This window comes from Novosphingobium sp. 11B, assembly GCF_054589055.1.
Window position 1 is genome coordinate 2,080 of record NZ_BAAILP010000278.1, and the last position, 21,852, is coordinate 23,931.

Here is a 21,852-nt window from a genome sequence, read left to right on the forward strand (position 1 = left end):
GCCTCACGTCAATGCCCCGGAGCGTAGGGAAAGCGCTGGGCCTTGTACCACGCCAGATCGTGCTCGGGCGCAAGGCTGCCCTCCGGCAGAGACAAGCCGTTGACCGACATCCAGTAGGCCAGGCTCGCATCGCGCCACCAGCGCGCTTCGTTGTGCTGGATGGCGAGGTAGGTCGCGGTCTTGGACCAGCGTTCGGCGTCCACCTTGTCCTTCACGCCGTCCCACTGCTGCTGCATCTGCGCCACCGTGGCGACGCCGCGATCGTAACGGGCGACCATCTCCTGCCACAGCGTGCGGCCGGACTTCATCTTCCAGTCCCACGGCAGATGATGGAACCACAGCAGTTCGGTTTCCGGCGTCGTGCGCGGATCGGCAAGCATGCGCGCGACGGGCGGCGCATACTGGGCAACGGCATTGCTGCCGGTGCTGGTGCGGTCGAAGCCGATGCCGCTGCGGTCGGCCTTATGGTAGTAGATCGGGTTCCACTCGGGCCGGGCGAGGTCGTTCACCCATGGCCCCGGCCCGTAGTGGTGGCCGGTGTCCATCAGGTGCGCGAGCCCGAACGGGCCGGTGTAGTCGACCACCGCCTCACGCGATTCCATCATCATCGAGACGGCGGTGTCGACCACGCGCGGATCGTCGCCGAACGTCTGGCGCGCCCATTCGCGGGCGAGCGCCTCGGCCGACAGCGTCGGATCCCAGGCGAGGCGGCCGAAGGCATACCAGTTGGCCTGGTTGAACGTCGAACCCGACCAGTCACGGTCGCGCCCGATGTTGGCGACGCCCGCCATGCCGGTGAGGTCATGCCCCTCCAGCGCGCCGTCGACGACTTTCGCCACCGTCGAACCCTTGCCCTTCGCGCGGGTATCCGCCTCCAGCACTTCCTCGAACAGCGGGCCGAGGTAGGCGAGGTGCGTCGCGAAACCGAGGTATTCCTTGGTGATCTGCAGTTCCAGCATCATCGGCGTCTTCGGCATCGCGCCGAACAGCGGATGGAACGGCTCGCGCGGCTGGAAGTCGATCGCGCCGTTCTTGACCTGCATCAGCACGTTGTCGGCGAACTTGCCGTCGAGCGGCTTGAACTCGCTATAGGCCTGCTTGGCGCGGTCGTCGGGGTCGGTCTCGGCGTAGACGAAGGCGCGCCACATCACCACGCCGCCATGCGGCGCGACGGCGGCGGCGAGCATGTTGGCGCCCTCGGCATGCGTCCGGTGATAGTCGCGCGGACCGGGCTGGCCCTCGCTGTTCGCCTTGACCAGGAAGCCGCCGAAGTCGGGGATCGCGCGATAGATCTCGTCCGACTTGGCCTTCCACCACGCCTGCACTTGCGGATCGAGCGGGTCGGCGGTCTTCAGCCCGCCCAGTTCGATCGGCGCGGAGAAGCGCGCGGAGAGGTAGACCTTGATGCCCCAGGGCCGCAGCACGTCGGCCAGCGCGGCGGCCTTGGCGATGTAGGCGGCGCTCAAGCTGTCGGGGCTGGCGTTGACGTTGTTGAGCACCGTCCCGTTGATGCCGAGCGCGGCATTGGCGCGGGCATAGTCGGTGTAGCGCGGATCCTTGAAGTCCGGCAGCGTCCACCAGTCCCACAGCGATTGCCCCGCATAGCCACGCTCCACGCTGCCATCGAGGTTGTCCCAGTGGTTGAGCACGCGCAGCCTGACCTTCGGCGTGGAGGTGAGGTCGAGCTTCGCCAGATCGCCGCCGGTCTTCTGCGCACGGATCGCCGCGAAGGCGCCGTAAAGCACCCCGGTATCGGAATTGCCGGTGACCAGCAGCGAAGGGCGCCCGGCGACCGTGGCAGCGCACACGAGGTAGCCCTCGGCACCAAGCATGGCGGTAGGCAGGCCCAGCGCAGCCAGTTCCGGGGCGTCCGCGCGGGCCAGCACGACCGGCAGCGGTGCGGCGGTCAGGTCGCGGCGCAGCTCGGCGGCTGCCAGTTGCAACGTCTGCGAATCCCCGATCACCGTCACCTCGGCTGCGGCAGCGCCCTTATCCGCAGGGGCAAGCCACAAGTCGTAGCCGTCGTTCGCCAGCGCCGTGCCCGGCAGCGCGCCGATCGCCAGCACCGACCCCGCCAGCAGGCATGCGCTCCACGCGCCGATCCGCGAAATTCGCCTCTCCATCCCGAGCATCCCTCAAATTTGCCTGTCCAAGCTGGTTGACAAGCCTTGCCGTTGTTGTGAAAGATAGCGCTATCACAAAAACACCGACGCAAGCAACGCTGTTTGGCGAATCGGTGCAACGCCAGCCGGAACAGGCATTTGAGAGTACCGGGAATTGGGATGCTGTCACGCATTTGATCGTCGTCTTGCGGCTGCATGCCTGCCGTGCGCCGGGGTTGTCGCATGAGCCTGCGCCCGGCTGAATCGCGTTTCGCCGTATCGCGCCGCGTCCTTCTCGGCTGGGGTGGCGGCGCCTCGATGCTGGCCTTCCTGCCCGTCGCCGCGCGTGCCGCCGGGCCGGTCTACAAGGACGCCCGCGCACCGGTGGACTTGCGCGTCGCCGACCTGATGAGCCGCATGACGCTGGACGAGAAGGTCGCCCAGATCATCACCCTGTCCACCCGCAAGCGCGACGTGATGGACGAGGACCGCGCCTTCGATCCGGCCCGCGCCACCATCGCCTATCCCCACGGTATCGGCCAGATCGCCCGTCCCTCCGACCGGGGCGGCGCGGCGACCGCGAACAACACCGGCACCGACGTCACCGGCCGCTGGCGGAGGCCCGCCGAGACGATCGCCTTCGTCAATGCCACCCAGAAATGGGCGCGCGCGACCGGCCTTGGCATCCCGGTAATGTTCCATGAGGAATCGCTCCACGGCTACATGGCGCCCGAGGCGACCAGCTTCCCGCAGGCGATCGCCATGGCGGGCAGCTTCGACCCCGAACTGGTCGAGCGCGTGCAGTCGGTGATCGGCCGCGAGGTTCGCGCCCACGGCTCGACGCTGGCGCTCTCCCCGGTGGTTGACATCGCCCGCGACCCGCGCTGGGGCCGCATCGAGGAAACCTTCGGCGAAGACCCGTACTTGTGCGGCGAAATGGGCGTCGCCGCCGTGCGCGGGCTGCAGGGCCCCGGCAAGGAACTGCCCGAGGGCAAGGTCTTCGCCACGCTCAAGCACATGACCGGCCACGGCCAGCCTGAAGCTGGCAACAACGTCGCCCCGGCCCCGCTCGGCAAGCGCGAACTGTACGACAGCTTCTTCCCGCCGTTCCGCGAAGTGGTGCGCCGCACCGGCATCGCCGCCGTCATGCCATCCTACAACGAGATCGACGGCATCCCCAGCCACGCCAACCGCTGGCTGCTGAACGACGTGCTGCGCGGCGAATGGGGCTTCGACGGCGCCATCGTCAGCGACTATGCCGCGATCCCCGAACTCGCGACGTTCCACCACCTCGCCGCCGACCTTGAGGGCGCCGCGCGGCTCGCGCTGCATGCGGGCGTCGATACCGACCTGCCCGATGGCGAGGCCTATCGCACGCTCGCCGATCAGGTCCGCAAGGGGCTGGTGCCGATCTCGGTCGTCGATGCCGCATGCCGCCGCATGCTGACGCTCAAGTTCCGCGCCGGAATGTTCGAGGCGGGACCGATCGACCCCAAGGCTTCGGCAAAACTCACCGCCAATGCCGAGGCGCGCGCGCTGGCTCTTGAGGCAGCACGCAAGTCGATCTGCCTGCTCAAGAATGGCGGCGTACTTCCGCTCACCCCCGGCGCACACAAGCGCGTCGCGGTGATCGGCCCCAACGCCAACGTCACGCGCCTCGGCGGCTATTCGTCCGAGCCGCGCTCCAGTGTGAACCTCGTCGAGGGCATCACGGCCCGCCTCAAGGGCAAGGCCGAAGTCGTCTTCGCCCAGGGCGTGTTCATAACGCAAAGCGAGGACCGCTCCGCCAACGAAGTGCTGCTGGCCGATCCCGCGAAGAACCGCGCGCTGATCGCCGGGGCGGTCGAAACAGCCAAGGCCAGCGACGTGGTGATCCTCGCCATCGGCGACACCGAGCAGACCAGCCGCGAAGGCTATGCCAAGAATCACCTCGGCGACCGCACCGACCTCGACCTCCTGGGCGAACAGAACGCGCTGTTCACAGCACTCAAGGCCACCGGCAAGCCGGTGATCGTCGTCGCGCTCAACGGCCGCCCGCCCTCGTGGCCGACCGTGGCAGAGCAGGCCGATGCGATCCTCGAATGCTGGTATCTGGGCCAGGAAGGCGGCACCGCCATGGCCGAAGCGCTGTTCGGCGACGTCAACCCCGGTGCCAAGCTGCCCGTCACCGTAGTCAAGGACGTGGGCCAGGTGCCGTTCTTCTACAACCACAAGCCATCGGCCAAGCGCGGCTATCTGTTCTCCGACACCGCGCCGCTCTACCCGTTCGGCTTCGGCCTCAGCTACACCAGTTTCGCGTTCGGCGCCCCTGCCCTCTCGGCCCCGCGAATCGCGGCGGCGGGCACCGTCACCGTCGCGGTCGAAGTGGCCAACACCGGCGCGCGCGAAGGCGACGAAGTGGTGCAACTCTACGTCCACGACCGCGAGGCGAGCGTTACCCGCCCGGTCATGGAACTGCGCGGCTTCCGCCGCGTCACGCTCAAGCCCGGTGAGACCCGCAAGGTGGAATTCACCCTCGGCCCCGACGACTTCAGCCTCTGGAACGAGGACATGCGCGAAGTCGTCGAGCCCGGGCTTTTCGACATCATGGTCGGCAACAGCAGCGCCGCCCTGAAGACCGCAACCCTCGAAATCGCCTGAGGACCATCATGCCCAAGATCGTAGACGCCAAGGTCATCGTGACCTGCCCCGGCCGCAACTTCGTCACCCTCAAGATCACCTGCGACGACGGCACCACCGGCGTCGGTGACGCCACTCTCAACGGCCGCGAACTGTCGGTCGCCAGCTACCTGACCGACCACGTCGTCCCCTGCCTGATCGGCCGCGACGCGCACCGCATCGAGGACGTCTGGCAGTATCTCTATAAGGGTGCCTACTGGCGCCGCGGCCCGGTGACGATGACCGCGATCGCCGCCGTCGACATGGCGCTGTGGGACATCAAGGGCAAGATCGCAGGGCTCCCGGTCTACCAGCTGCTCGGCGGCGCCAGCCGCGAGGGCGTGATGGTCTATGGCCACGCCAACGGCACCTCGATCGAGGATACGATCAATGTCGCGCTCGACTATCAGGCGCAGGGCTACAAGGCGATCCGCCTGCAGTGCGGCGTTCCCGGCATGGCCTCGACCTACGGCGTCTCGAAGGACAAGTATTTCTACGAGCCTGCCGACGCCGACCTGCCAACCGAGAACGTCTGGAACACCTCGAAGTACCTGCGCGTCGTGCCCGAACTGTTCAGGGCCGCGCGCGAGGCGCTGGGCTGGGACGTGCACCTGCTGCATGACATCCACCACCGCCTGACCCCGATCGAGGCGGGCCGTCTGGGCAAGGATCTGGAGCCCTACCGCCCGTTCTGGCTGGAAGACGCGACGCCTGCCGAAAACCAGGAAGCGTTCAAGCTGATCCGCCAGCACACCACCGCGCCGCTGGCCGTGGGCGAGATCTTCAATTCGATCTGGGATGCGAAGGATCTGATCCAGAACCAGCTGATCGACTACATCCGCGCCACCGTCGTCCACGCAGGCGGCATCACCCATCTGCGCCGCATCGCCGCGCTGGCGGACCTCTACCAGATCCGCACCGGCTGCCACGGCGCCACCGATCTCTCGCCGGTCTGCATGGCCGCCGCGCTGCACTTCGACCTCTCGGTGCCCAACTTCGGCATACAGGAATACATGCGCCACACGCCCGAGACGGACGCCGTGTTCCCGCATGCCTACACGTTCGAGAACGGCATGATGCATCCGGGCGAAGCGCCGGGCCTCGGCGTCGACATCGACGAGGAACTGGCCGCCGGCTACGAATACAAGCGCGCCTTCCTGCCGGTGAACCGTCTCGAAGACGGCACGATGTACAACTGGTGAGCACGATGCAGGCGGTCACCGCCGTCGAAACGCAAGCCCCGGCCAAACCGGCCGGGCGCGTGCGCTGGATCGTATGCGCGCTGCTGTTCGCGGCGGTGGTGCTCAGTTATGTCGACCGTCTGGTCCTGCCCACGCTCAAGCCCGAGCTGCAGGCGCGCTACGGCTGGAGCGAGAGCGGCTATGCCGACCTCGCGATCTGGTTCCAGGCGGGGTACGGCATCGCCTATGTGTTCTTCGGGCGCCTGATCGACCGGATCGGCGCGCGTGCGGGCTATGCGCTGGCGGTGGCGCTCTGGACCTTCGGGCACATCGCCCACGTGCTGTTCACCAGCACTAGCGGCATGCTGCTGGCGCGCATCCCGCTCGCGATCGGTGAGGCGGGGACTTTCCCCGCCGCCATCGCCGCGACCAACGAGTGGTTCCCCAAGCGCGAGCGTGCGCTGGCGATCGGCATCTTCAACGCCGGATCGAACGTCGGCGCGATCCTGACGCCACTGGTGGTGCCGGTGATCGCGCTAACGCTGGGCTGGCGCTGGGCCTTCATCCTGACCGGCGCGCTGACGGTGATCTGGCTGGCGGCGTGGCTGGGCTTCTACCGCCGCCCGCGCGAGAAGAAGACGCTTACGGCTGAGGAACTGGCATGGATCGAGGCCGACCCCATCGATCCGGTACAGCCGGTGCGCTGGCGCGACGTGCTGCGCCTGCGCCAGACCTGGGCCTACATGCTGGGCCGCTTCCTGATCGACCCGGTCTGGTGGACGTTCCTGTTCTGGTTGCCGGACTTCTTCAACAAGCAGTTCGGCGTCAAGATGCTGGACTTCGGCCCGCCGCTGATCGCGGTGTACCTGCTGGCCGACGTCGGCTCGGTGGCCGGCGGCTGGACCTCCTCGCGCCTGATGGGTCGCGGCTGGAGCCTCAACCGCGCGCGCAAGACGGCGATGCTGCTGGCCGCGCTGTGCGCCGTGCCGATCGCGCTGGCCCCGCAGGCCACCAGCCTGTGGACGGCGGTGGCGCTGATCGGCCTCGCCTGCGCCGGACATCAGGGCTTCTCCGCCAACCTCTACGCCCTGCCCGGCGATACGATGCCGCGCTGGATGACCGGCTCGGTCGTCGGTCTTGGCGGACTGGCGGGCGCGGTGGGCGGCATGCTTATGGCCAAGTTCGCAGGCGTGATCCTCGAGACGATCGGCAGCTACGAACCGATCTTCCTCGTCGCCTCCTGCGCCTATCTGGTGGCGCTCGTAGTGATCCACCTGATCCTGCCGCGCTACCAGTCCACGCACGCATAAGATAAATTCGGGAGCATCAGGATGACCTTACGCACGGCACTAGCTGCCACCTCGATACTGGCCACCGCCCTCGCTTTCGCGGCACCGGCGCAAGCTGACGTACCCCGGCTGGAGACCAAGGGCGACACGAAGCAGCTGATCGTCGGCGGCAAGCCCGTGCTGATGATCGCGGGCGAACTTAGCAACTCGGCCTCGTCCAGCGCGGACTACATGGCGCCGCACTGGAAGCGCCTGAAGGACATGAACCTCGACACCGTGATTACCCCGGTGTCGTGGGAACTGATCGAGCCGGTCGAGGGGCAGTTCGACTGGTCCTCGGTCGATTCGCAGATCAAGGCCGCGCGCGCCAACAACCTCAAGCTGGTGGTGCTGTGGTTCGGCGCGTGGAAGAATTCCATGTCCACTTACGTCCCCGCATGGATCAAGCGCGACCAGCAGCGCTTCCCGCGCGCGGCGATGCCCAATGGCCAGAGCGTCGAAATCCTCTCCACCTTCGGCGGCGACACCCTGCAGGCCGACCAGCGCGCCTATGCCGCGCTTCTGGCGCACATCAAGGCGGTGGACGCCGCCCAGAACACCGTACTGATGGTGCAGGTCGAGAACGAGATCGGCATGCTTCCCGTCGCACGCGACTACAGCGCGGCGGCCAGCGCCGCCTTCCGCGAGCCGGTGCCAACCGACCTCGTCAACTACCTCGTCGCGCACAAGGACACGCTGGTCCCCGCCATGAAGCGCGTGTGGGTGGAGCGCGGCGCGCGCACCAGCGGCACGTGGGAAGACCTGTTCGGCGCGGGCGACACCTCTGCCGAGATCTTCGCCGCCTGGCACTACGCCCGCTTCGCAGACCAGCTGGCGGCGGCAGGCAAGGCCGCCTACCCGCTGCCGATGTACGTCAACGTGGCGCTCAACCGGCCGGGCCGGATTCCCGGCGAGTACCCCAGCGGCGGCCCGCTGCCGCACCTGCTCGACGTCTGGAAGGCAGGCGCCCCGCACCTCGATTTCCTGGCGCCCGACATCTACTTCCCGAACTTCGTGGAGATCGTGAACGGGTACAAACGGCCGGACAACGTGCTGTTCATTCCGGAGGCGCATAACTCCGACAATCCCATCGCCCCGGCGAACGCGTTCTATGCCATCGGCCAGCTCGACGCGATCGGCTTCGGCCCGTTCTCGATCGATTCAATCGACGAGAACCCCGGCGCGCTCAAGGATGCCTACGGCGTGCTGCAGCAGCTCAAGCCCTATATCCTCGACGCGCAGGGCACCGATCGTATGGTCGGCTTCAAGCCGCGCCAGCTCTACGACGAAACCCTTGTCGCCGAGCCGGAAACGCGCGACGTCGGGCCCTATCGCTTCACCATCAGCTATGTCGATGCCCCCAAGCCGGGCGCCAATCCCGGGGCGGAGGAGCGCAAGGCCGCCAATGCCGCCGTCGCCGCGGCGGGCGGCATCATCATCCAGACCAGCCCCGAGGAATACCTGATCGCCGGCCAAGGCATCACCGTGACCTTCAAGCCGCGCGCCGACGGCGGAGCCCTTGCAGGGATCGATTCGGCCTGGGAAGGCCACTATGACGCCGCCGGAAAATGGGTGCCCGGCCGCCTGCTCAACGGTGACCAGACTCACCAGGGCCGCCATATCCGGCTGTTCCCGGGCCAATGGCAAATCCAGCGGGTGAAGCTCTACACCTACAAGTAAAGATACCGCTATCATTGTTCTTGACGGCAGTCGGCCACAGGAATATGTAAAAATGATAGCGCTAGCAACGACAGCGCTTCCTGCGAGCCACTAAGCAGAGGGCAGCAGGCGCTTGGGAGGGAGTTCAGATATCATGCGACCCAATTTCGTGACCGTCCGTGCCGTTCTTCTGGGCGCTGCCGCGCTCACCCCGTTCGTCGGCACTGCCGCGCAGGCGCAGGACGCCGCGGCAACGCAGGCACAGACCACCAGTGAATCCGTGGACGATTCCGGCGCCACTGCCCCTGACATCATCGTCACCGGCATCCGCGGCTCGCTGCAGAGCGCGACCAACGCCAAGCGCGACGCGGTGACCTTCGGCGACAGCATCTTCGCCGAGGACATCGGCAAGCTGCCCGCCACCAACCTCGCCGAAACGCTCAACCGCATGCCCGGCGTGCGCCTCAACCGCGACATCAACGGCGAAGGCACCCAAGTCGCCATCCGCGGCCTCGGCCCCAGCTTCACGCGCGTGCTGCTGAACGGCTCGCAGCTGCAGGTGGCGTCCGATGGCGGCACCAACGGCGGCAGCGCCAACCGCGAAGTCGACCTCGACTTCTTCCCTTCGGAACTGTTCACCCGTCTCGACCTCGCCAAGAGCCCGTCGCCCTCGACGCTCGAAGGCGGCATTGCCGGCACCGTGAACCTGCGCAATGCGCGGCCCTTCGACAAGGAAGGCACCCACGTCACGGTGGTGGCGCAGGGCCAGTACACCGACACCAACGACAAGTTCAGCCCGCGCGGCGCGATCGTGGCGAGCCACACCACCGACACTTTCGGCATCCTCGTCGGCGTTGCCGGCGTGAAGACCAAGACCCGCGTGAAGGGCTTCGAGTCGGTCGGCTGGACCGATGGCAACCTGCCTTGCGGCACCGACTGCACTGACGAAGGCGGCAACAACTTCTCGTGGGCTTCGGTCGTTCCCGCCAATGCGGGCCACGGCCTCACTCCCGGCGCTCCCGTCGATGTGGTGGCCACCTCCGGCCTGACCGCCGACCAGCTCAGCACCGCGCTGATCCCGCGCCTCGGCCGCCAGAGCCTGACCGAAGGCACCCGTTCGCGCGTGTCGGCCCTCGCGTCGCTCGAATGGCGCCCCAGCGACGAGCTGCATTTCGCGCTCGACGGCCTCTGGGCCAAGTCGCAGCGCAACTACAGCAAGGTCAACATGAACTGGCAGGTCCGCAACTCGGGCCCCGGCACCAGCGCGCAGTCGACCGGCGGCATGATCCCGATCGACCTGACAGTGGATGACAACAACGTCGTCACCAGCGGCACGTTCGCCAACTCGTCGTTCTTCCTCGAAGCCAGCCTGTTCAAGCAGACCACCAAGTTCTGGAACATCAACCCCAGCGTGACCTGGCAGCCGACTGACGATCTCAAGATCGAGGCCAGCGCGAACTATTCGAAGAGCAGCTTCTTCCGCGAACAGCCGACCTGGGCCTTCCAGACTACTCCGCAGTCAGGCGTAGACGTCTATTACGACAACACGAGCGGTTCCTATCCGTCGATCACCAGCAACATCGACCTGAACGACCCCGACAGCGGCACCTGGCAATGGTATCGCCAGAACATCCAGCTCGTTCGCCGCAAGACCGAGACCAAGGGCGCGCACCTCGACGTCACGTACGGTGACGACATGTTCAACGTAAAGGTCGGCGCGGCCTATGACCGTGCGACCCGCTCGATCCGCGCCTACGACAACAGCACCGCTTACCAGCTGTCGGTCTGCGGCACCGGCTGCACCGGCAACACCGGTTCGATCACAACCGGCGAAATCTCGCAGTACCTGAACAGCTCGTCGGTCGCTGGCTTCATCGTGCCGAATTTCGACGCGATCAAGAGCGCGACCAACTACGCCGGCTATCGCGACAGCGCACCTGAAACGCGCGGGGCCGTGACTGGCGGCGCGACCGGCGACATGGACGAAGAGGTCATGGGCGCCTACTTCGAGCTGAACGGCGTGACCTCGATCGCCGGCCGCGACCTGCACATCAACGCTGGCATGCGTTATGCGCACACCAACCAGATCGTCACCGGGCCGAGCCAGGTCGGCACCTCGATCATCGACATCACCTCCAAGTCGAAGTACGAGAACTTCCTGCCCTCGATCAACCTGACCTACGACCTGGCGAACAACATCAAGCTGCGCGCATCCGCGTCGCGGACGATGACCCGCCCGGATGCCGGCCAGATCCTGCCGGGCATCACCTTCTCCGATCCGTCGGCGCTGACGGCGACGGCGGGGAACCCGGACCTGAAGCCCTACACGTCCGACAACTACGATATCGGCGGTGAACTCTACACCGGCGGCATCGGCTACATCGGCCTGTCTGCATTCATGAAGAACATCCAGGGCTTCACCGTCACCACCTCGGACGAAGTCACCTTCGGTTCGCTCAACATCCCCTTCGACAGCCTGCTCTCGACGCAGCAGAACGCTCTGAATGATCGTTCGGCCGCCACCGGCATCGCCGTCAACAACCTGCCGATCACGGTCAACCGCCCGGTCAACCTGAGCGACCTGAAGATCAAGGGTCTGGAAGCCACCTGGGTCCAGCCGCTCGACTTCCTGATCAAGGGCCTCGGCTTCTCGGCCAACGGCACGTACCTGAAGCAGTCCTCGTCCTCAGGCCTCGTCGCCACCGGCGTGTCGAAGTACTCGTACAACCTCCAGGGCTTCTACGAGAACAACGGCCTGTCGATCAGCGTGAACTACGTCTGGAACGACAAGTCTATCGCCGTGAACAAGCCGCAGAACGGCATCGCCAACGCTTCGCTGCGCAACGACGCGCGCGGCCAGCTGGACATGTCGGCGGGTTACCAGCTGCCGTTCCTCAACGACGGCGTGCGCCTGACGCTCGATGTGCTGAACATCACTAACGAAGTGATCCGCACCACCTTCGAATACTCGAACGCGGCTTATTCGGTCTACAAGCCGGGCCGTCAGGTACTGGCCGGTATCAGGGCCAACTTCTGATTTCCTCCCTACCCTACCCACTGAGCCGGCCTTTGTGCCGGCTCTTTCTTTTTCGGGAGACTTCGTTTTCATGGCAGACATGCTGCACCCAGCCGCTTTCGCCGCCACTCTAACCGCCGCGCTCGCACTCGCCGCGCCGCTTCCCGTCATGGCTGCACCTGCAGCCACGCAATGCCCATGGACCGCCGCATGGGGTTCTTCGCAGATGCCGGTGAACGGTGACGACCGCCTGCCCGAAGCCGCCCGCCGCGACGTTACCCTGCGCCAGATCGTGCGCCCATCGATCGCCGGAAGCGAGTTGCGCATCCGTCTCTCCAACGCCTTCGGCGAGGCGCCGCTGGTCATCGAAAGCGCCAGGCTGGCGCGCGCGGCTTCCCCGCAGCACCCCGCACTCACCGCCGGTTCCTCTGTGCCGCTGCGCTTCGCGGGCAAGGAGCGGGTGGTCGTCCCCGCAGGCGCCGACTGGCTCTCCGATCCCGTCCGCATGCCCGTCGCCGCATTCGACGATCTCGCCGTGTCGCTGCACTTCGCGGCGCTGCCGGTGCAGCAGACCGGCCACCCGGGGTCACGCGCCACCTCGTACTGGCTGAGCGGCGACCGGACGAGCGATACCGCCTTCGCGGGCGCGGCGACGACCGATCACTGGTATATGCTCTCCGGCGTCGAGATGCGCCGCTGCGGCGCCAGCGCCATCGTCGCTCTCGGGGATTCGATCACTGACGGGCGCGGCTCCACCACCAACGGCAACGATCGCTGGACCGACGTTTTGGCCCGCCGCCTTTCAGGAAAGAGCGCGGTGGTGAACCAGGGCATTGGCGGCAACCGCGTGCTGCTCGACGGCACCGGCCCGAACGCGGTGGCGCGCTTCGATCGCGACGTGCTCTCGGTGCACGGCGTCACCGACCTGATCGTGCTGGAAGGCATCAACGACATCGGCATGCTGACCCGCGACGCGCCTGCCACCCCCGAGGTCCACGCCGCGCTCGTGGCCGGGGTCACCGCCGCCTACCGGCAGATCGTGGAGCGTGCGCATGCGCGAGGGATCAAGGTCTACGGCGGCACCTTGCTGCCGTTCATGGGCATGGAGTACTACCATCCCGCCGCCGCCAGCGAGGCCGATCGGCAGGCGATCAACGCCTGGATTCGCACGCCCGGCCACTTCGACGCGGTGATCGACTTCGACGCGGCGATGCGCGATCCTGCGCGTCCCGATCACCTGAACCCAGCCTACGATGGCGGCGATGCAATCCATCCCAACCCTGCCGGCTACAAGGCCATGGGCGAGGCCGTCTCCTTGCAGCTGCTGAAATGAAGAAGGGGCGCCGACCGGGCGCCCCTTTCGTTTTACCGCCGGATCATCGGGTCGATCGTCCTGATCGTCCCGTCGGCGTTGTAATACAGCTCGGTCACCTTCACGTTACGCAGGCGGGTCTGCCCCGATAGCTGCGTGTCGGCATAGAACAGCCACCAGCGCCCGTCCCACTGCACGATCGAGTGGTGCGTCGTCCACCCCTCCACCGGCTCGAGGATGCGGCCTTTGTAGGTGAACGGCCCATAAGGCGAATCGCCGATCCCGTAGGCCAGGAAATGCGTATCGCCGGTTGAGTAGCTGAAGTAGTACTTGCCCTTGTACTTATGCATCCAAGCCGCTTCGAAGAAGCGCCTGTCGTGGTCGCCGCCCAGCAGCAGCTTGCCCTTCTCGTCAACGATGTGCAGTTCGCGGGGGCTTTCCGCGAATTCCAGCATGTCCTTGCTCATGCGCGCGACACGCGGCAGCAGCGCGGGCTTGTCATCGGCCTGAAGGTCGGTCTTCGAGCCGTTGGGATCGTACTTGCCGTCGACATTGCGCTGAAGCTGGCCGCCCCAGATACCGCCGAAGTACATGTAGCTCTCGCCGTCTTCGTCGGTGAACACCGCCGGGTCGATGGAGTAGCTGCCCTTGATCGGCTCCGGCTGCGCCTTGAACGGCCCGGTCGGGCTCTTGGAGGTGGCGACGCCGATGCGGAAGGCGCCCGCCTTGTCCTTGGCCGGGAAGTACAAGTAATACGTGCCGTTACGGAATGCCGCATCCGGCGCCCACATCTGCTTCTCGGCCCAGGGCACGTCCTTTACGTCGAGCGCCACCGGGCCGAGCGTCACTGGCCCGCCGATCTTGTCCATCGACAGGATGCGATAGTCGCGCATCTCGAAGTGGCTGCCGAGGTCGTCCTCGGGCGTCGGCCCGTCGACATCATGGCTGGGGTAGACGTAGATCTTGCCGTTCCACACATGCGCGGACGGGTCCGCCGTGTAGATCTCGCTGACGAGCGGCTGCGAGAGGTACTTCGACTTGTCCGCCTCGACATGCTTCACAGCGTCGTTGGAAGGCGCTTCTTTCGAACAGCCTACGATGGCGATGCACGATGCTAGCGCGAGCAAAGGCAATAAGCTGAATTTCCTTGGCATACGATCTCCCGCAAGATACTTATTACAGCAAGATAGCGCTATCATTTAAAGTTGGGATTTTGCAAGCGTTTATCGAACATCGTGGAGAATGGAGGCCGTAGACCATAACCGGCTCGACCGCCTTTCCGATAGTCGTAAAAGCGCGAGCCAACTTCCAAAGGTTGCGCTCCATTGGCGCCTGGCTGGGGATGGCCTCCGTCGTCGATTAATGGGGGCTGGAAAGGCGGCGTCAGGCATCGCTGTGCGGACTCAGCCGGTCGTCGCAACACTATTGGACATGCCCAACGGCAAAAAAGGGCTGGCGCCTCGCGTTTCGACCGCAGGCAGAAGACCGTAGATGGCGGCGAGTACCCCGCAGTAATCCACTCATCTCGGCTACCGGAAACTCTCGTAGTAAATGATCGATGCAGCGCCACCGTCGCGCAGGGCTCAGAAGTTTCCCTTGGCAGCCTCCTGCAGGATCAACTTGTCCAGCGCCATGTCCGAGATCGCTCGGCGAAGACGCTGGATCTCTTTCTCCACATCCTTCATCCGCCGCGCCTGGTCGGTCTTCAGGCCGCCGTATTCCTTCCGCCGGCGATAATAGGTCTGCTCGCTGACCGCGATCCGAAGGCAAGCTTCAGCCGTGCTCGCTCCCTGCGCCAGCACAATCTCAACTTCACGCAGCTTGCCGATAAACTCTTCCGGCTTGTGCTGCCGACCTTCGAAGCCGCTTGACCCGCCAGGCCCTAATCAGTGAAGTCTCTTAAACTATACCGTGGAATCAGCGGCGCTCTGCAGGCGGTAGAAACGCTCCTTCCCCAAGGTCGCCCACCGCCTGCAGTCGCCTGAAAAAGCTTTCGGATTTCGAGTTCCTGCCTCTCCAGACGTTTCATAACTCACCTACTCACAATCCTCCCGCGGCAACCGTCAATTCAGGATAGGCAAAGGCGCTGCGGGAACGCCTAAATTTTCACGCAAGGTACTGCCTTCATATTCAGTGCGGAAAAGACCCCGCCGGCGCAGTTCTGGCAAAATCTTCTCGACGAGGTCATCTAGCGAAATCGTGTTGACTGCGATCATGAAGTTGAAGCCGTCGCAGGCTCCACCTTCGAACCAGTGCTCGAGTTGATCGACGACGTCGCTAGCCGTACCGATCAGCGTCGAATGCGCATTGGAGGCTGAAGAGCGGATCAGGACCTGGCGCAAGGTAAGTCCCTCCTTCTTCGCAGCTTCGACGTGATGGCCGCCGCGGCTGATCAACGTTTCCGGCGGTACGTCCGGAAACGGCGCATCGAGATCGCAACCGCTCAAATCGTAGGACTTCAGCGCGAGCTGGAGCGAGGCCATTGCCGCGCGCAGATCGATCAGGCCTTCGAGCTGTGCCCATTTGTCCTGGGCCTCCTGCCTGCTTTCACCCACGACGATCAGCGCTCCGGGCAACACCTTCACGTGATCAGGATCGCGGCCCCAGGCAGCCGCACGGCTGCGAATGTCGTCACGAAACGACTTGGCTTGTTCGAACGTCGATTGCGCGGTGAAGATCGCTTCGGCGACGCGAGACGCCATGGCGCGCCCTTCGGGCGATTGGCCCGCCTGGATGAGCAATGGGCGCTCCTGGGGCGACGCCACGCCTTTGAGCGGCCCGCGCACGCGATAATACTTGCCAACATGATTGATGGTTCGGATCTTGTCGGTATCCTTGTAGATACCGCTTGCCTGATCGCGCAGGTAGGCTCCGACTTCGAGCGCCTCCCACAGCTTCAGCACCACATCGACGAATTCCTCGCTGCGGGCGTAGCGCTCGACTTGGGGGACAAACGTCTGGTCCGCATATTGTGCGGCGTCATCCGGCGAAAGGCCTGTGACGATATTCCAGCCGACCCGGCCGCCGCTGATCACGTCCAGCGAGAGCACTTCGCGAGCAACATCATATGGCGGGCGGTACGAGGTCGCAATCGTTCCCGCGAGCCCGAGGTTCCGGGTATGCTGCGAGATCGCTGACAACAAGGTCATGGGTTCGAGATTGTCGCCTCCGCTGAGGCGACGGAAAACCTCGGGATTTTCCGCATTGCTCGGCGAGGCGGTATCGGCGACGAAGAGCATATCGAACTTGGCCGCTTCGAGCTTGCGCGCCAGTTCCACCCAACTGGCGATGCTGGGGCTGAACCCGATGTCTGCCTGGGGGTGGCGCCAGCCGGCCTGATGGTAGCTGCCACCACAAAAGGCGCCAAGCTTCATTTGTCTTTTTTCCTGGCTCATCGCTCTGACATCCTCTTTTTATTACAATGCTTTATACGCCATCATGGAGTAGCCTGCATCCGCCTCAGACCTATCGCACCCAGTCGGCTGGCAGGGTTTCATACCAAGCCGCTGGCAGATCGACGTACTTGCGCGACGACGATCGTATGAGCACCGCGTGGCCACGCTCGTCCGGCATGACGATGATCTCGGCATTGCAGAACAGTATGCCCTCGCGGTCGCGCCCGGTGACGGGATGCCCTTTCGGCCCGCGCACGATCGTCCGCTCGTCGATCACGAACGTCATCTCCTCGCCGCGTTCGGTGCGCAGGAGCACTCGCGTCTCGTCCGCGCTGACCACCCGGCCGACGAACGGGGCCGCCGATGCGGGAAGAAAGCGGATGTCCATCGAAAGCCGCAACTTGTTGGACCTGTTGGGCAACCCCGCATGCGCCGTCATGCTGTGAAACATGAGCACATCCCCGGCCTTGTAGTCCGGCCGGCGCCAGGCGGCATCCGGAATCGTGTCGGGGGGAATGCCGACGCGCGTGTTCGGGTCCTTGAACACGTCGGGCGGATAGAGGCTGGCCTTGTGCGATCCGGGCACCACCGCCAGCCCGCCGACTTCGTCGCCGATATCCATCAGCGGCACCCAGCAGGTGACGAAGTCGATCCCATAATTGTAGATGCCGTCCTGGTGGCGCGCTCCGAACGTCTCGGCACTGGTCCCGGGTGACAGCGGCGGCGCCGTGCGATGGACCACGATAGGCACCCAGGTCGGTGCTTCTCCCAGGAAAGTGCTGACCACCGCATCGAACGAGGGTTCTGCCACCAGGCTTCGCCACACATCGTCCGCGATTGGCCGTGCCAAGGCGCCGTCCACCCGATCCTTGCCGTTCCAGTCGGGGCCGCTCGATGAGGCATCCACCACGCCCAGATCCTTGAGCCGTGCGAGATACTCGTCGCGAACCCTGGCAATCGCATTGCGGTCGATCACGTCCCTGAAGAACAGGACACCGTCTTCGCGCCAGCGTTGCCGCAGCGCTTCCGGGTCCGTCAGCAGCGGGGCTGAATCGGGTAGTTCATCTATTTTCATCGTGCCTTCGCCTCATCCAAGCCCAAAGAATTTTTCCGCGCAGCCCGCGATGATCCAGTCGCGATCGGCCTGCGGCACGTCGCGAAAGTTGTCAGCGATCACCGCGTGGCTGTGCGGGAAGGTTGTTTCCGAATGGGGATAGTCCGACGACCACATGATGTTGCGGCAACCGGGCCGGTTACGCAGTTCGATGCCGATCCGATCGGAAATGAACGAGGCGTAGACGTTCTGGTCGAAGTAGTGGCTGGGCGGATGCTTGATGTCGCATTCGGTCCAGTGGCGCTGCATCTCCCACGTGCGGTCCATGTATTCGCAAGCCCACGGAATCCAACCCACGCCGCTTTCGATCAGGCCGATCCGTAACTGGGGAAAGCGATCGAACACACCGCCGTAGAGCATGATCGAGACGACTTCGAGCATCGCCGTCTTGCCCATCGGGACGTCCGGCAGGAAATTGGTCTTGTCCTTGTAGCGCGAGATGCGCGCGCCCAGATGAAAGGTGATCGCCAGGTCCAGCTCCTGCGCGGTGGCCCAGATAGGGTCGAACTCGGCATCGCGATACTGCCGCTCGCCGCCGACATCGCCGGTCATTGCCTGCCAGATCGAACTCATCTTTGTGAAGTTCTTGATAGACTGCGGGAAGGCGGGAATGTTGACCGCGACGTCCCCGCGCACCTTGGCCTCGTGCATCATCCTGACCGTCGTCGGCACGTCCACCGTGGGCAGGAAGGCGGCCGAAAACAGGCGCTTGGGGGCGTGAGCGCAAAAGTCCGACTGCCAACGATTGAAGGCGTCGAAACTGTCGAAGAACAAGTCGAGGTTGCCCGTTTGTAGTGGCCCGCCGCCGAACAGCACGGCCTTGTCCATGCCATCGCGGTCCATGTCCTCGATGCGCTTTTCGGCCTGCCAGCCCCCCAGCCGCATGTCGGAGAATTTGCCGACGTTCTTATACTCGCTGGTCTTGCGCCCGGCCTGACTCTGCATCAGGTGGACCTGCTTGCGCTGGCCCTCGAAGACTATGTAGTCGACATCGCCAACTGTTTCGACAGTGGGTGCCTGATCGCGGAATTGGGGCGAAAGATACTCCTTCCACATCTGCGGCGGCGGCGTGACGTGGACGTCGGCATCGACGACATAATCGGCAACACGCGGTGCCGCCTCGATCGCGCGATTAGCATCGACCTTTTCCAGAACGGTCATGGTATCAACTCCTCGGTTGGATGGCTTCGAGCAGGCCTGTCGGCGCGCTCGTCGGTCTCGAAGACAGGCAGGTTGAACGGTCCGGCCTCGTCCTCGCAACCGAGGAAGGCTAGCCGCACCGGCAGGCCCAGCCGCATGCCCTGCCCGGTCATCCCGGCGGGATTGGCGATGAAAAGCGGCCCTTCCTCAAGCTCGACGAGGATACAGTCCCACGGCATCGGGAACTGCCCCTGGTAGTAATCACGCTCGAACGTGCACCAGCTGGCGATGGCACCCCGGCCCGACAGCCGTTCCCATGCGAAGCCCTCGCCGCCGCAGGTCGTGCAGGCGGCCTCGATCGGCCAGGCTAGCGTATGGCAGCCGGTACAGCGCGGCAGGCGCAGTTCCTGCCGGTCGCACCATGCCCAGAAAGTGTCGTTACCGTGCCCCAGGGTGCGGTCGGGTCTCTTGTGCACCACCATCTCAGGCCGCCCGCGTCAGGATCAGCGGGTGGGCCACGTCGGTCTGCGCGACCGAGACCATCGAGGCCTCCAGCCCGGCGATCTGCCGACCGACCGCCTCGTGGCGCAATTGGCGCACCGCCTCGGTCACCAGGTTCCAGCCGTGCATGTAGGCGCCCGACATCATCCCGCCCGCAACGTTGACCGGCAGGCTCCCACCCACCGCCATCTTACCCTCTCGAAAGGCGCGAAGCCCCTCGCCGGCTTCCAGAAAGCCATAGCCCTCGATCTGGTTGACGAGATGGATCGAGGCCGGATCATATCCCTCGAAATGCCCGATCGCGGCAAGGTCCAGCCCGGCCATCGCCAGCGCCTGCGCTCCTGCATCGCGCAGTTGCGGGGCAAGCCGATCGCACACCAGCGTCGCCAACTTGCTGCCCCGGGCCCTGGATTCCCCCCAGCCGGCGACATCGATGGCGGGTTTTGTACAATCCCGCGCCTTGTCGCCTCGCCGTACGATCAGGCAAACCGCGCCGTCGTTGACCAGGCACATGTCGAATAGCCGCAAGGGCCGCACGATGGGGCGTGAGGCGAGGTAATTCTCGCGTGTCATCGGTGTCGTCATGATCGCCTGCGGATTGGCGGCCGCGTTCGCCCGAAGCTGAACCGCAACCGCGCCCAGGTCCGCCTCGTCGTAGCCGTACACTTCGAGGTAGCGCTGCGCGATCAGCGCCCAGTGCGCCGCCTGGCTGCTCCAGCCCCAGGGATGGTAATAGTAATACGACGTCGGCGTAGCCGCGCCCGCCTCTCCGCCCGAATAGGTCTTGCCGCCGTATTGACGCCCGATGGAGCGCGATGCTGCCGCGTAGACCATCGCGATCGTATCGGCCCTGCCCTCGGCGATCGCCGCGCAGGCCATCGGCAGTGGGCCAGCCATCAGCCCAGATGCGGTGACGCGATACGCCGGGTCGATGCCCAGTTGGGCTGCAAGTTCATCAGTCGTCGGACCGCCGTAGATCAGTGAGACCGAGAGCCCGTCGATATCCCCGCGCTCCAGCCCCGCATCGTCCAGCGCCTTTTCGAACGCTGCAAGCGCGAGGCCCTCGGCGGACACGGGCGGGCAGCCGTGCGCCTTTTCCCGCGCCGCCCGGTAAAGCGCGCGATGATCGGTTTCCCCGATACCGACGATCGCCGCCTTGCGGGACATTCCCGCATCGGCCTTGGGCATCGCACCGGAGCTCAGCCTGGACATCAGCGCACCACGCAGCGCAGCGACATGTCGCCGATTTCCTCGCGCGAAAAACCGGCGTCGAGCAGGAGTTCGTCGGTATGTTCGCCCAGCAGAGGCGCGCGAACGGGGGTCGCCGGGGCATAGCGACCATCAAAACCGACCGGACCGGCCGCGAGTCTGACCCGGGAGCCATCCTGCACCGCGACGTCGAACAGCAGTCCGTTCGCTTCGACCTGCGGGTCCACCGCAACCTCGTGGATGGTGCGTACCAGTTCCCACGGCGCATCCCAGGCATCGAACACAGGCTTCCATTCAAGCCAGTCGCGCGATCCGATCGTCGCCTGAATCTCCTCGATCAGATCGGCACCATTGTCGGCGCGTGCCGGATCGGTGGCGAAGCGGCTATCCTGCAACAGGTCGGCGCGGCCAATATTGTGGCACAGTGCTGGCCAGTAGCGATCGGGATCCAGGAACATCAACTGGATGAAGCGATCGTCGGCTGTCCGGTAAGGATAACGCAGCGGCGCCCGCGTCGGATTGCCGACATGGGCGTGCTGTTCGGGCGACTGGGTCTGGCTCACCACCACATCCGCCGAAAGCGCCCATACCGCCGTCGAGAGCAGCGACACGTCGACGACTGCCGCCTCGCCTGTCATCGCCCGCTTGAACAGGGCCCCGGCGATCCCATAAGCGACCGACACGCCGCCCAGATGATCGCCAAGCGCCGGGCGCGGCTTGAGCGGTTCGATCATGCCCTTGGGCCGCAGCGCGTGCGCGAAGCCGCCACGCGCCCAGAACGCGGTGGCATCGTAACCCGCCTTGTCGACTTCGGCGCCTTTGAACCCGAAACCGTTGCCGCGCACGTAGATCAGCTTTGGATTGCGGCCCTGCAGGTCCTCGGGCGTCAGTCGCAACGCCTTGATCGCCTTGGGACGAAGACTGGTCAGGAAGACATCCGCAGTATCGATCAGACGCAGCAGAACCTCGCGCCCCGCCGCAGTCTTGAGGTCGATCGCGATGGACTTCTTGCCCCGGTTGTTCTGTTCCAGCGAAAGATTGGCCGACCCTGTTTCGCGGCCGTCGCCAATCTTGAGCGATCTATAGGGATCGCCGCTTCCGACGGTTTCGACGTGGATCACTTCAGCCCCGTGATCGGCAAGCAACGCACCAGCGGCGGGCACGAACACGAACTGGGCCAGTTCGATGATCCTAACCCCGGAAAACACCTCTTTCATCCCGCTCCTCCTCGCATCGA

General features: G+C 65.1%; 15 protein-coding genes and 1 pseudogene. 7 read left to right on the forward strand and 9 right to left on the reverse strand.

Going from position 1 to position 21,852, the window contains the following annotated elements; all coding sequences use genetic code 11:
• Positions 1 to 8: 8 nt before the first annotated feature.
• Entirely contained in the window at positions 9 to 2,123 is a 2,115-nt protein-coding gene (locus tag ACYPYD_RS24075; RefSeq protein WP_459665956.1) for an alpha-glucuronidase family glycosyl hydrolase, read from the reverse strand.
• A gap of 35 nt (positions 2,124 to 2,158) precedes the next feature.
• On the opposite strand from ACYPYD_RS24075, the gene ACYPYD_RS24080 reads away from it, so the two are divergent.
• The 7 genes from ACYPYD_RS24080 (at position 2,159) to ACYPYD_RS24110 (ending at position 13,277) form a co-directional block, all read left to right on the forward strand.
• Entirely contained in the window at positions 2,159 to 2,365 is a 207-nt protein-coding gene (locus ACYPYD_RS24080) for a hypothetical protein (RefSeq protein WP_459665957.1), read from the forward strand.
• Positions 2,366 to 2,420: 55 nt separating this feature from the next.
• The gene (locus ACYPYD_RS24085) at positions 2,421 to 4,742 is read left to right on the forward strand and encodes a glycoside hydrolase family 3 N-terminal domain-containing protein (RefSeq protein WP_459665979.1); all 2,322 of its coding nucleotides are present in this window, start codon (positions 2,421 to 2,423) and stop codon (positions 4,740 to 4,742) included.
• A gap of 8 nt (positions 4,743 to 4,750) precedes the next feature.
• Complete coding sequence (gene manD, locus ACYPYD_RS24090) at positions 4,751 to 5,962, forward strand: D-mannonate dehydratase ManD (protein ID WP_036529868.1); 1,212 nt, start codon at positions 4,751 to 4,753, stop codon at positions 5,960 to 5,962.
• Between the two features lie 5 nt (positions 5,963 to 5,967).
• Positions 5,968 to 7,251 carry an MFS transporter gene (locus ACYPYD_RS24095; protein ID WP_036529874.1) on the forward strand — a complete coding sequence of 428 codons (1,284 nt, stop codon included), beginning with the start codon at positions 5,968 to 5,970 and terminating at the stop codon, positions 7,249 to 7,251.
• A gap of 21 nt (positions 7,252 to 7,272) precedes the next feature.
• Complete coding sequence (locus ACYPYD_RS24100; RefSeq protein WP_036529865.1) at positions 7,273 to 8,949, forward strand: GH35 family beta-galactosidase; 1,677 nt, start codon at positions 7,273 to 7,275, stop codon at positions 8,947 to 8,949.
• 133 nt (positions 8,950 to 9,082) lie between these two features.
• Positions 9,083 to 11,965: a TonB-dependent receptor gene (locus ACYPYD_RS24105; RefSeq protein WP_459665959.1), complete on the forward strand. Its 2,883-nt coding sequence runs from the start codon at positions 9,083 to 9,085 to the stop codon at positions 11,963 to 11,965.
• A 79-nt stretch (positions 11,966 to 12,044) separates the two neighbouring features.
• A complete protein-coding gene (locus ACYPYD_RS24110; protein WP_036529873.1) occupies positions 12,045 to 13,277 on the forward strand; it encodes an SGNH/GDSL hydrolase family protein in 1,233 nt (410 codons plus the stop codon).
• A 32-nt stretch (positions 13,278 to 13,309) separates the two neighbouring features.
• On the opposite strand, the gene ACYPYD_RS24115 is transcribed toward ACYPYD_RS24110, so the two are convergent.
• From ACYPYD_RS24115 to ACYPYD_RS24150, 8 genes and pseudogenes are all read right to left on the reverse strand, one after another.
• Positions 13,310 to 14,410, reverse strand: a complete 1,101-nt coding sequence (locus ACYPYD_RS24115) for a glycoside hydrolase family 43 protein (protein ID WP_036529862.1) — start codon at positions 14,408 to 14,410, stop codon at positions 13,310 to 13,312.
• Between the two features lie 370 nt (positions 14,411 to 14,780).
• Positions 14,781 to 15,085: pseudogene (locus ACYPYD_RS24120) on the reverse strand (transposase); the annotation flags it as partial.
• Positions 15,086 to 15,319: 234 nt separating this feature from the next.
• Positions 15,320 to 16,651: an LLM class flavin-dependent oxidoreductase gene (locus ACYPYD_RS24125; RefSeq protein ID WP_459665960.1), complete on the reverse strand. Its 1,332-nt coding sequence runs from the start codon at positions 16,649 to 16,651 to the stop codon at positions 15,320 to 15,322.
• Between the two features lie 70 nt (positions 16,652 to 16,721).
• Complete coding sequence (locus tag ACYPYD_RS24130) at positions 16,722 to 17,726, reverse strand: phytanoyl-CoA dioxygenase family protein (protein ID WP_069709410.1); 1,005 nt, start codon at positions 17,724 to 17,726, stop codon at positions 16,722 to 16,724.
• Positions 17,727 to 17,738: 12 nt separating this feature from the next.
• Entirely contained in the window at positions 17,739 to 18,926 is a 1,188-nt protein-coding gene (locus ACYPYD_RS24135) for an amidohydrolase family protein (RefSeq protein ID WP_051587261.1), read from the reverse strand.
• Positions 18,923 to 19,381: a Zn-ribbon domain-containing OB-fold protein gene (locus ACYPYD_RS24140; protein ID WP_162177445.1), complete on the reverse strand. Its 459-nt coding sequence runs from the start codon at positions 19,379 to 19,381 to the stop codon at positions 18,923 to 18,925. The genes ACYPYD_RS24135 and ACYPYD_RS24140 overlap by 4 nt, the downstream gene beginning before the upstream one ends.
• A gap of 7 nt (positions 19,382 to 19,388) precedes the next feature.
• The gene (locus ACYPYD_RS24145) at positions 19,389 to 20,618 is read right to left on the reverse strand and encodes a thiolase family protein (protein WP_051587260.1); all 1,230 of its coding nucleotides are present in this window, start codon (positions 20,616 to 20,618) and stop codon (positions 19,389 to 19,391) included.
• The gene (locus ACYPYD_RS24150) at positions 20,618 to 21,832 is read right to left on the reverse strand and encodes a CaiB/BaiF CoA transferase family protein (RefSeq protein WP_036531190.1); all 1,215 of its coding nucleotides are present in this window, start codon (positions 21,830 to 21,832) and stop codon (positions 20,618 to 20,620) included. Before ACYPYD_RS24150 ends, ACYPYD_RS24145 begins: the two co-directional genes overlap by 1 nt.
• Positions 21,833 to 21,852 lie beyond the last annotated feature (20 nt).

Bases quoted from the DNA above. Each gene is read 5' to 3' on its own strand.
- ACYPYD_RS24150 (WP_036531190.1), bottom strand. From the start codon at position 21,832: ATGAAAGAGGTGTTTTCCGGGGTTAGGATCATCGAACTGGCCCAGTTC.
- ACYPYD_RS24135 (WP_051587261.1), bottom strand. From the start codon at position 18,926: ATGACCGTTCTGGAAAAGGTCGATGCTAATCGCGCGATCGAGGCGGCA.
- ACYPYD_RS24115 (WP_036529862.1), bottom strand. From the start codon at position 14,410: ATGCCAAGGAAATTCAGCTTATTGCCTTTGCTCGCGCTAGCATCGTGC.
- ACYPYD_RS24110 (WP_036529873.1), top strand. From the start codon at position 12,045: ATGCTGCACCCAGCCGCTTTCGCCGCCACTCTAACCGCCGCGCTCGCA.
- ACYPYD_RS24105 (WP_459665959.1), top strand. From the start codon at position 9,083: ATGCGACCCAATTTCGTGACCGTCCGTGCCGTTCTTCTGGGCGCTGCC.
- ACYPYD_RS24100 (WP_036529865.1), top strand. From the start codon at position 7,273: ATGACCTTACGCACGGCACTAGCTGCCACCTCGATACTGGCCACCGCC.
- ACYPYD_RS24130 (WP_069709410.1), bottom strand. From the start codon at position 17,726: ATGAAAATAGATGAACTACCCGATTCAGCCCCGCTGCTGACGGACCCG.
- ACYPYD_RS24095 (WP_036529874.1), top strand. From the start codon at position 5,968: ATGCAGGCGGTCACCGCCGTCGAAACGCAAGCCCCGGCCAAACCGGCC.
- ACYPYD_RS24145 (WP_051587260.1), bottom strand. From the start codon at position 20,618: ATGTCCAGGCTGAGCTCCGGTGCGATGCCCAAGGCCGATGCGGGAATG.
- ACYPYD_RS24075 (WP_459665956.1), bottom strand. From the start codon at position 2,123: ATGGAGAGGCGAATTTCGCGGATCGGCGCGTGGAGCGCATGCCTGCTG.
- ACYPYD_RS24085 (WP_459665979.1), top strand. From the start codon at position 2,421: ATGCTGGCCTTCCTGCCCGTCGCCGCGCGTGCCGCCGGGCCGGTCTAC.
- manD (WP_036529868.1), top strand. From the start codon at position 4,751: ATGCCCAAGATCGTAGACGCCAAGGTCATCGTGACCTGCCCCGGCCGC.
- ACYPYD_RS24125 (WP_459665960.1), bottom strand. From the start codon at position 16,651: ATGAGCCAGGAAAAAAGACAAATGAAGCTTGGCGCCTTTTGTGGTGGC.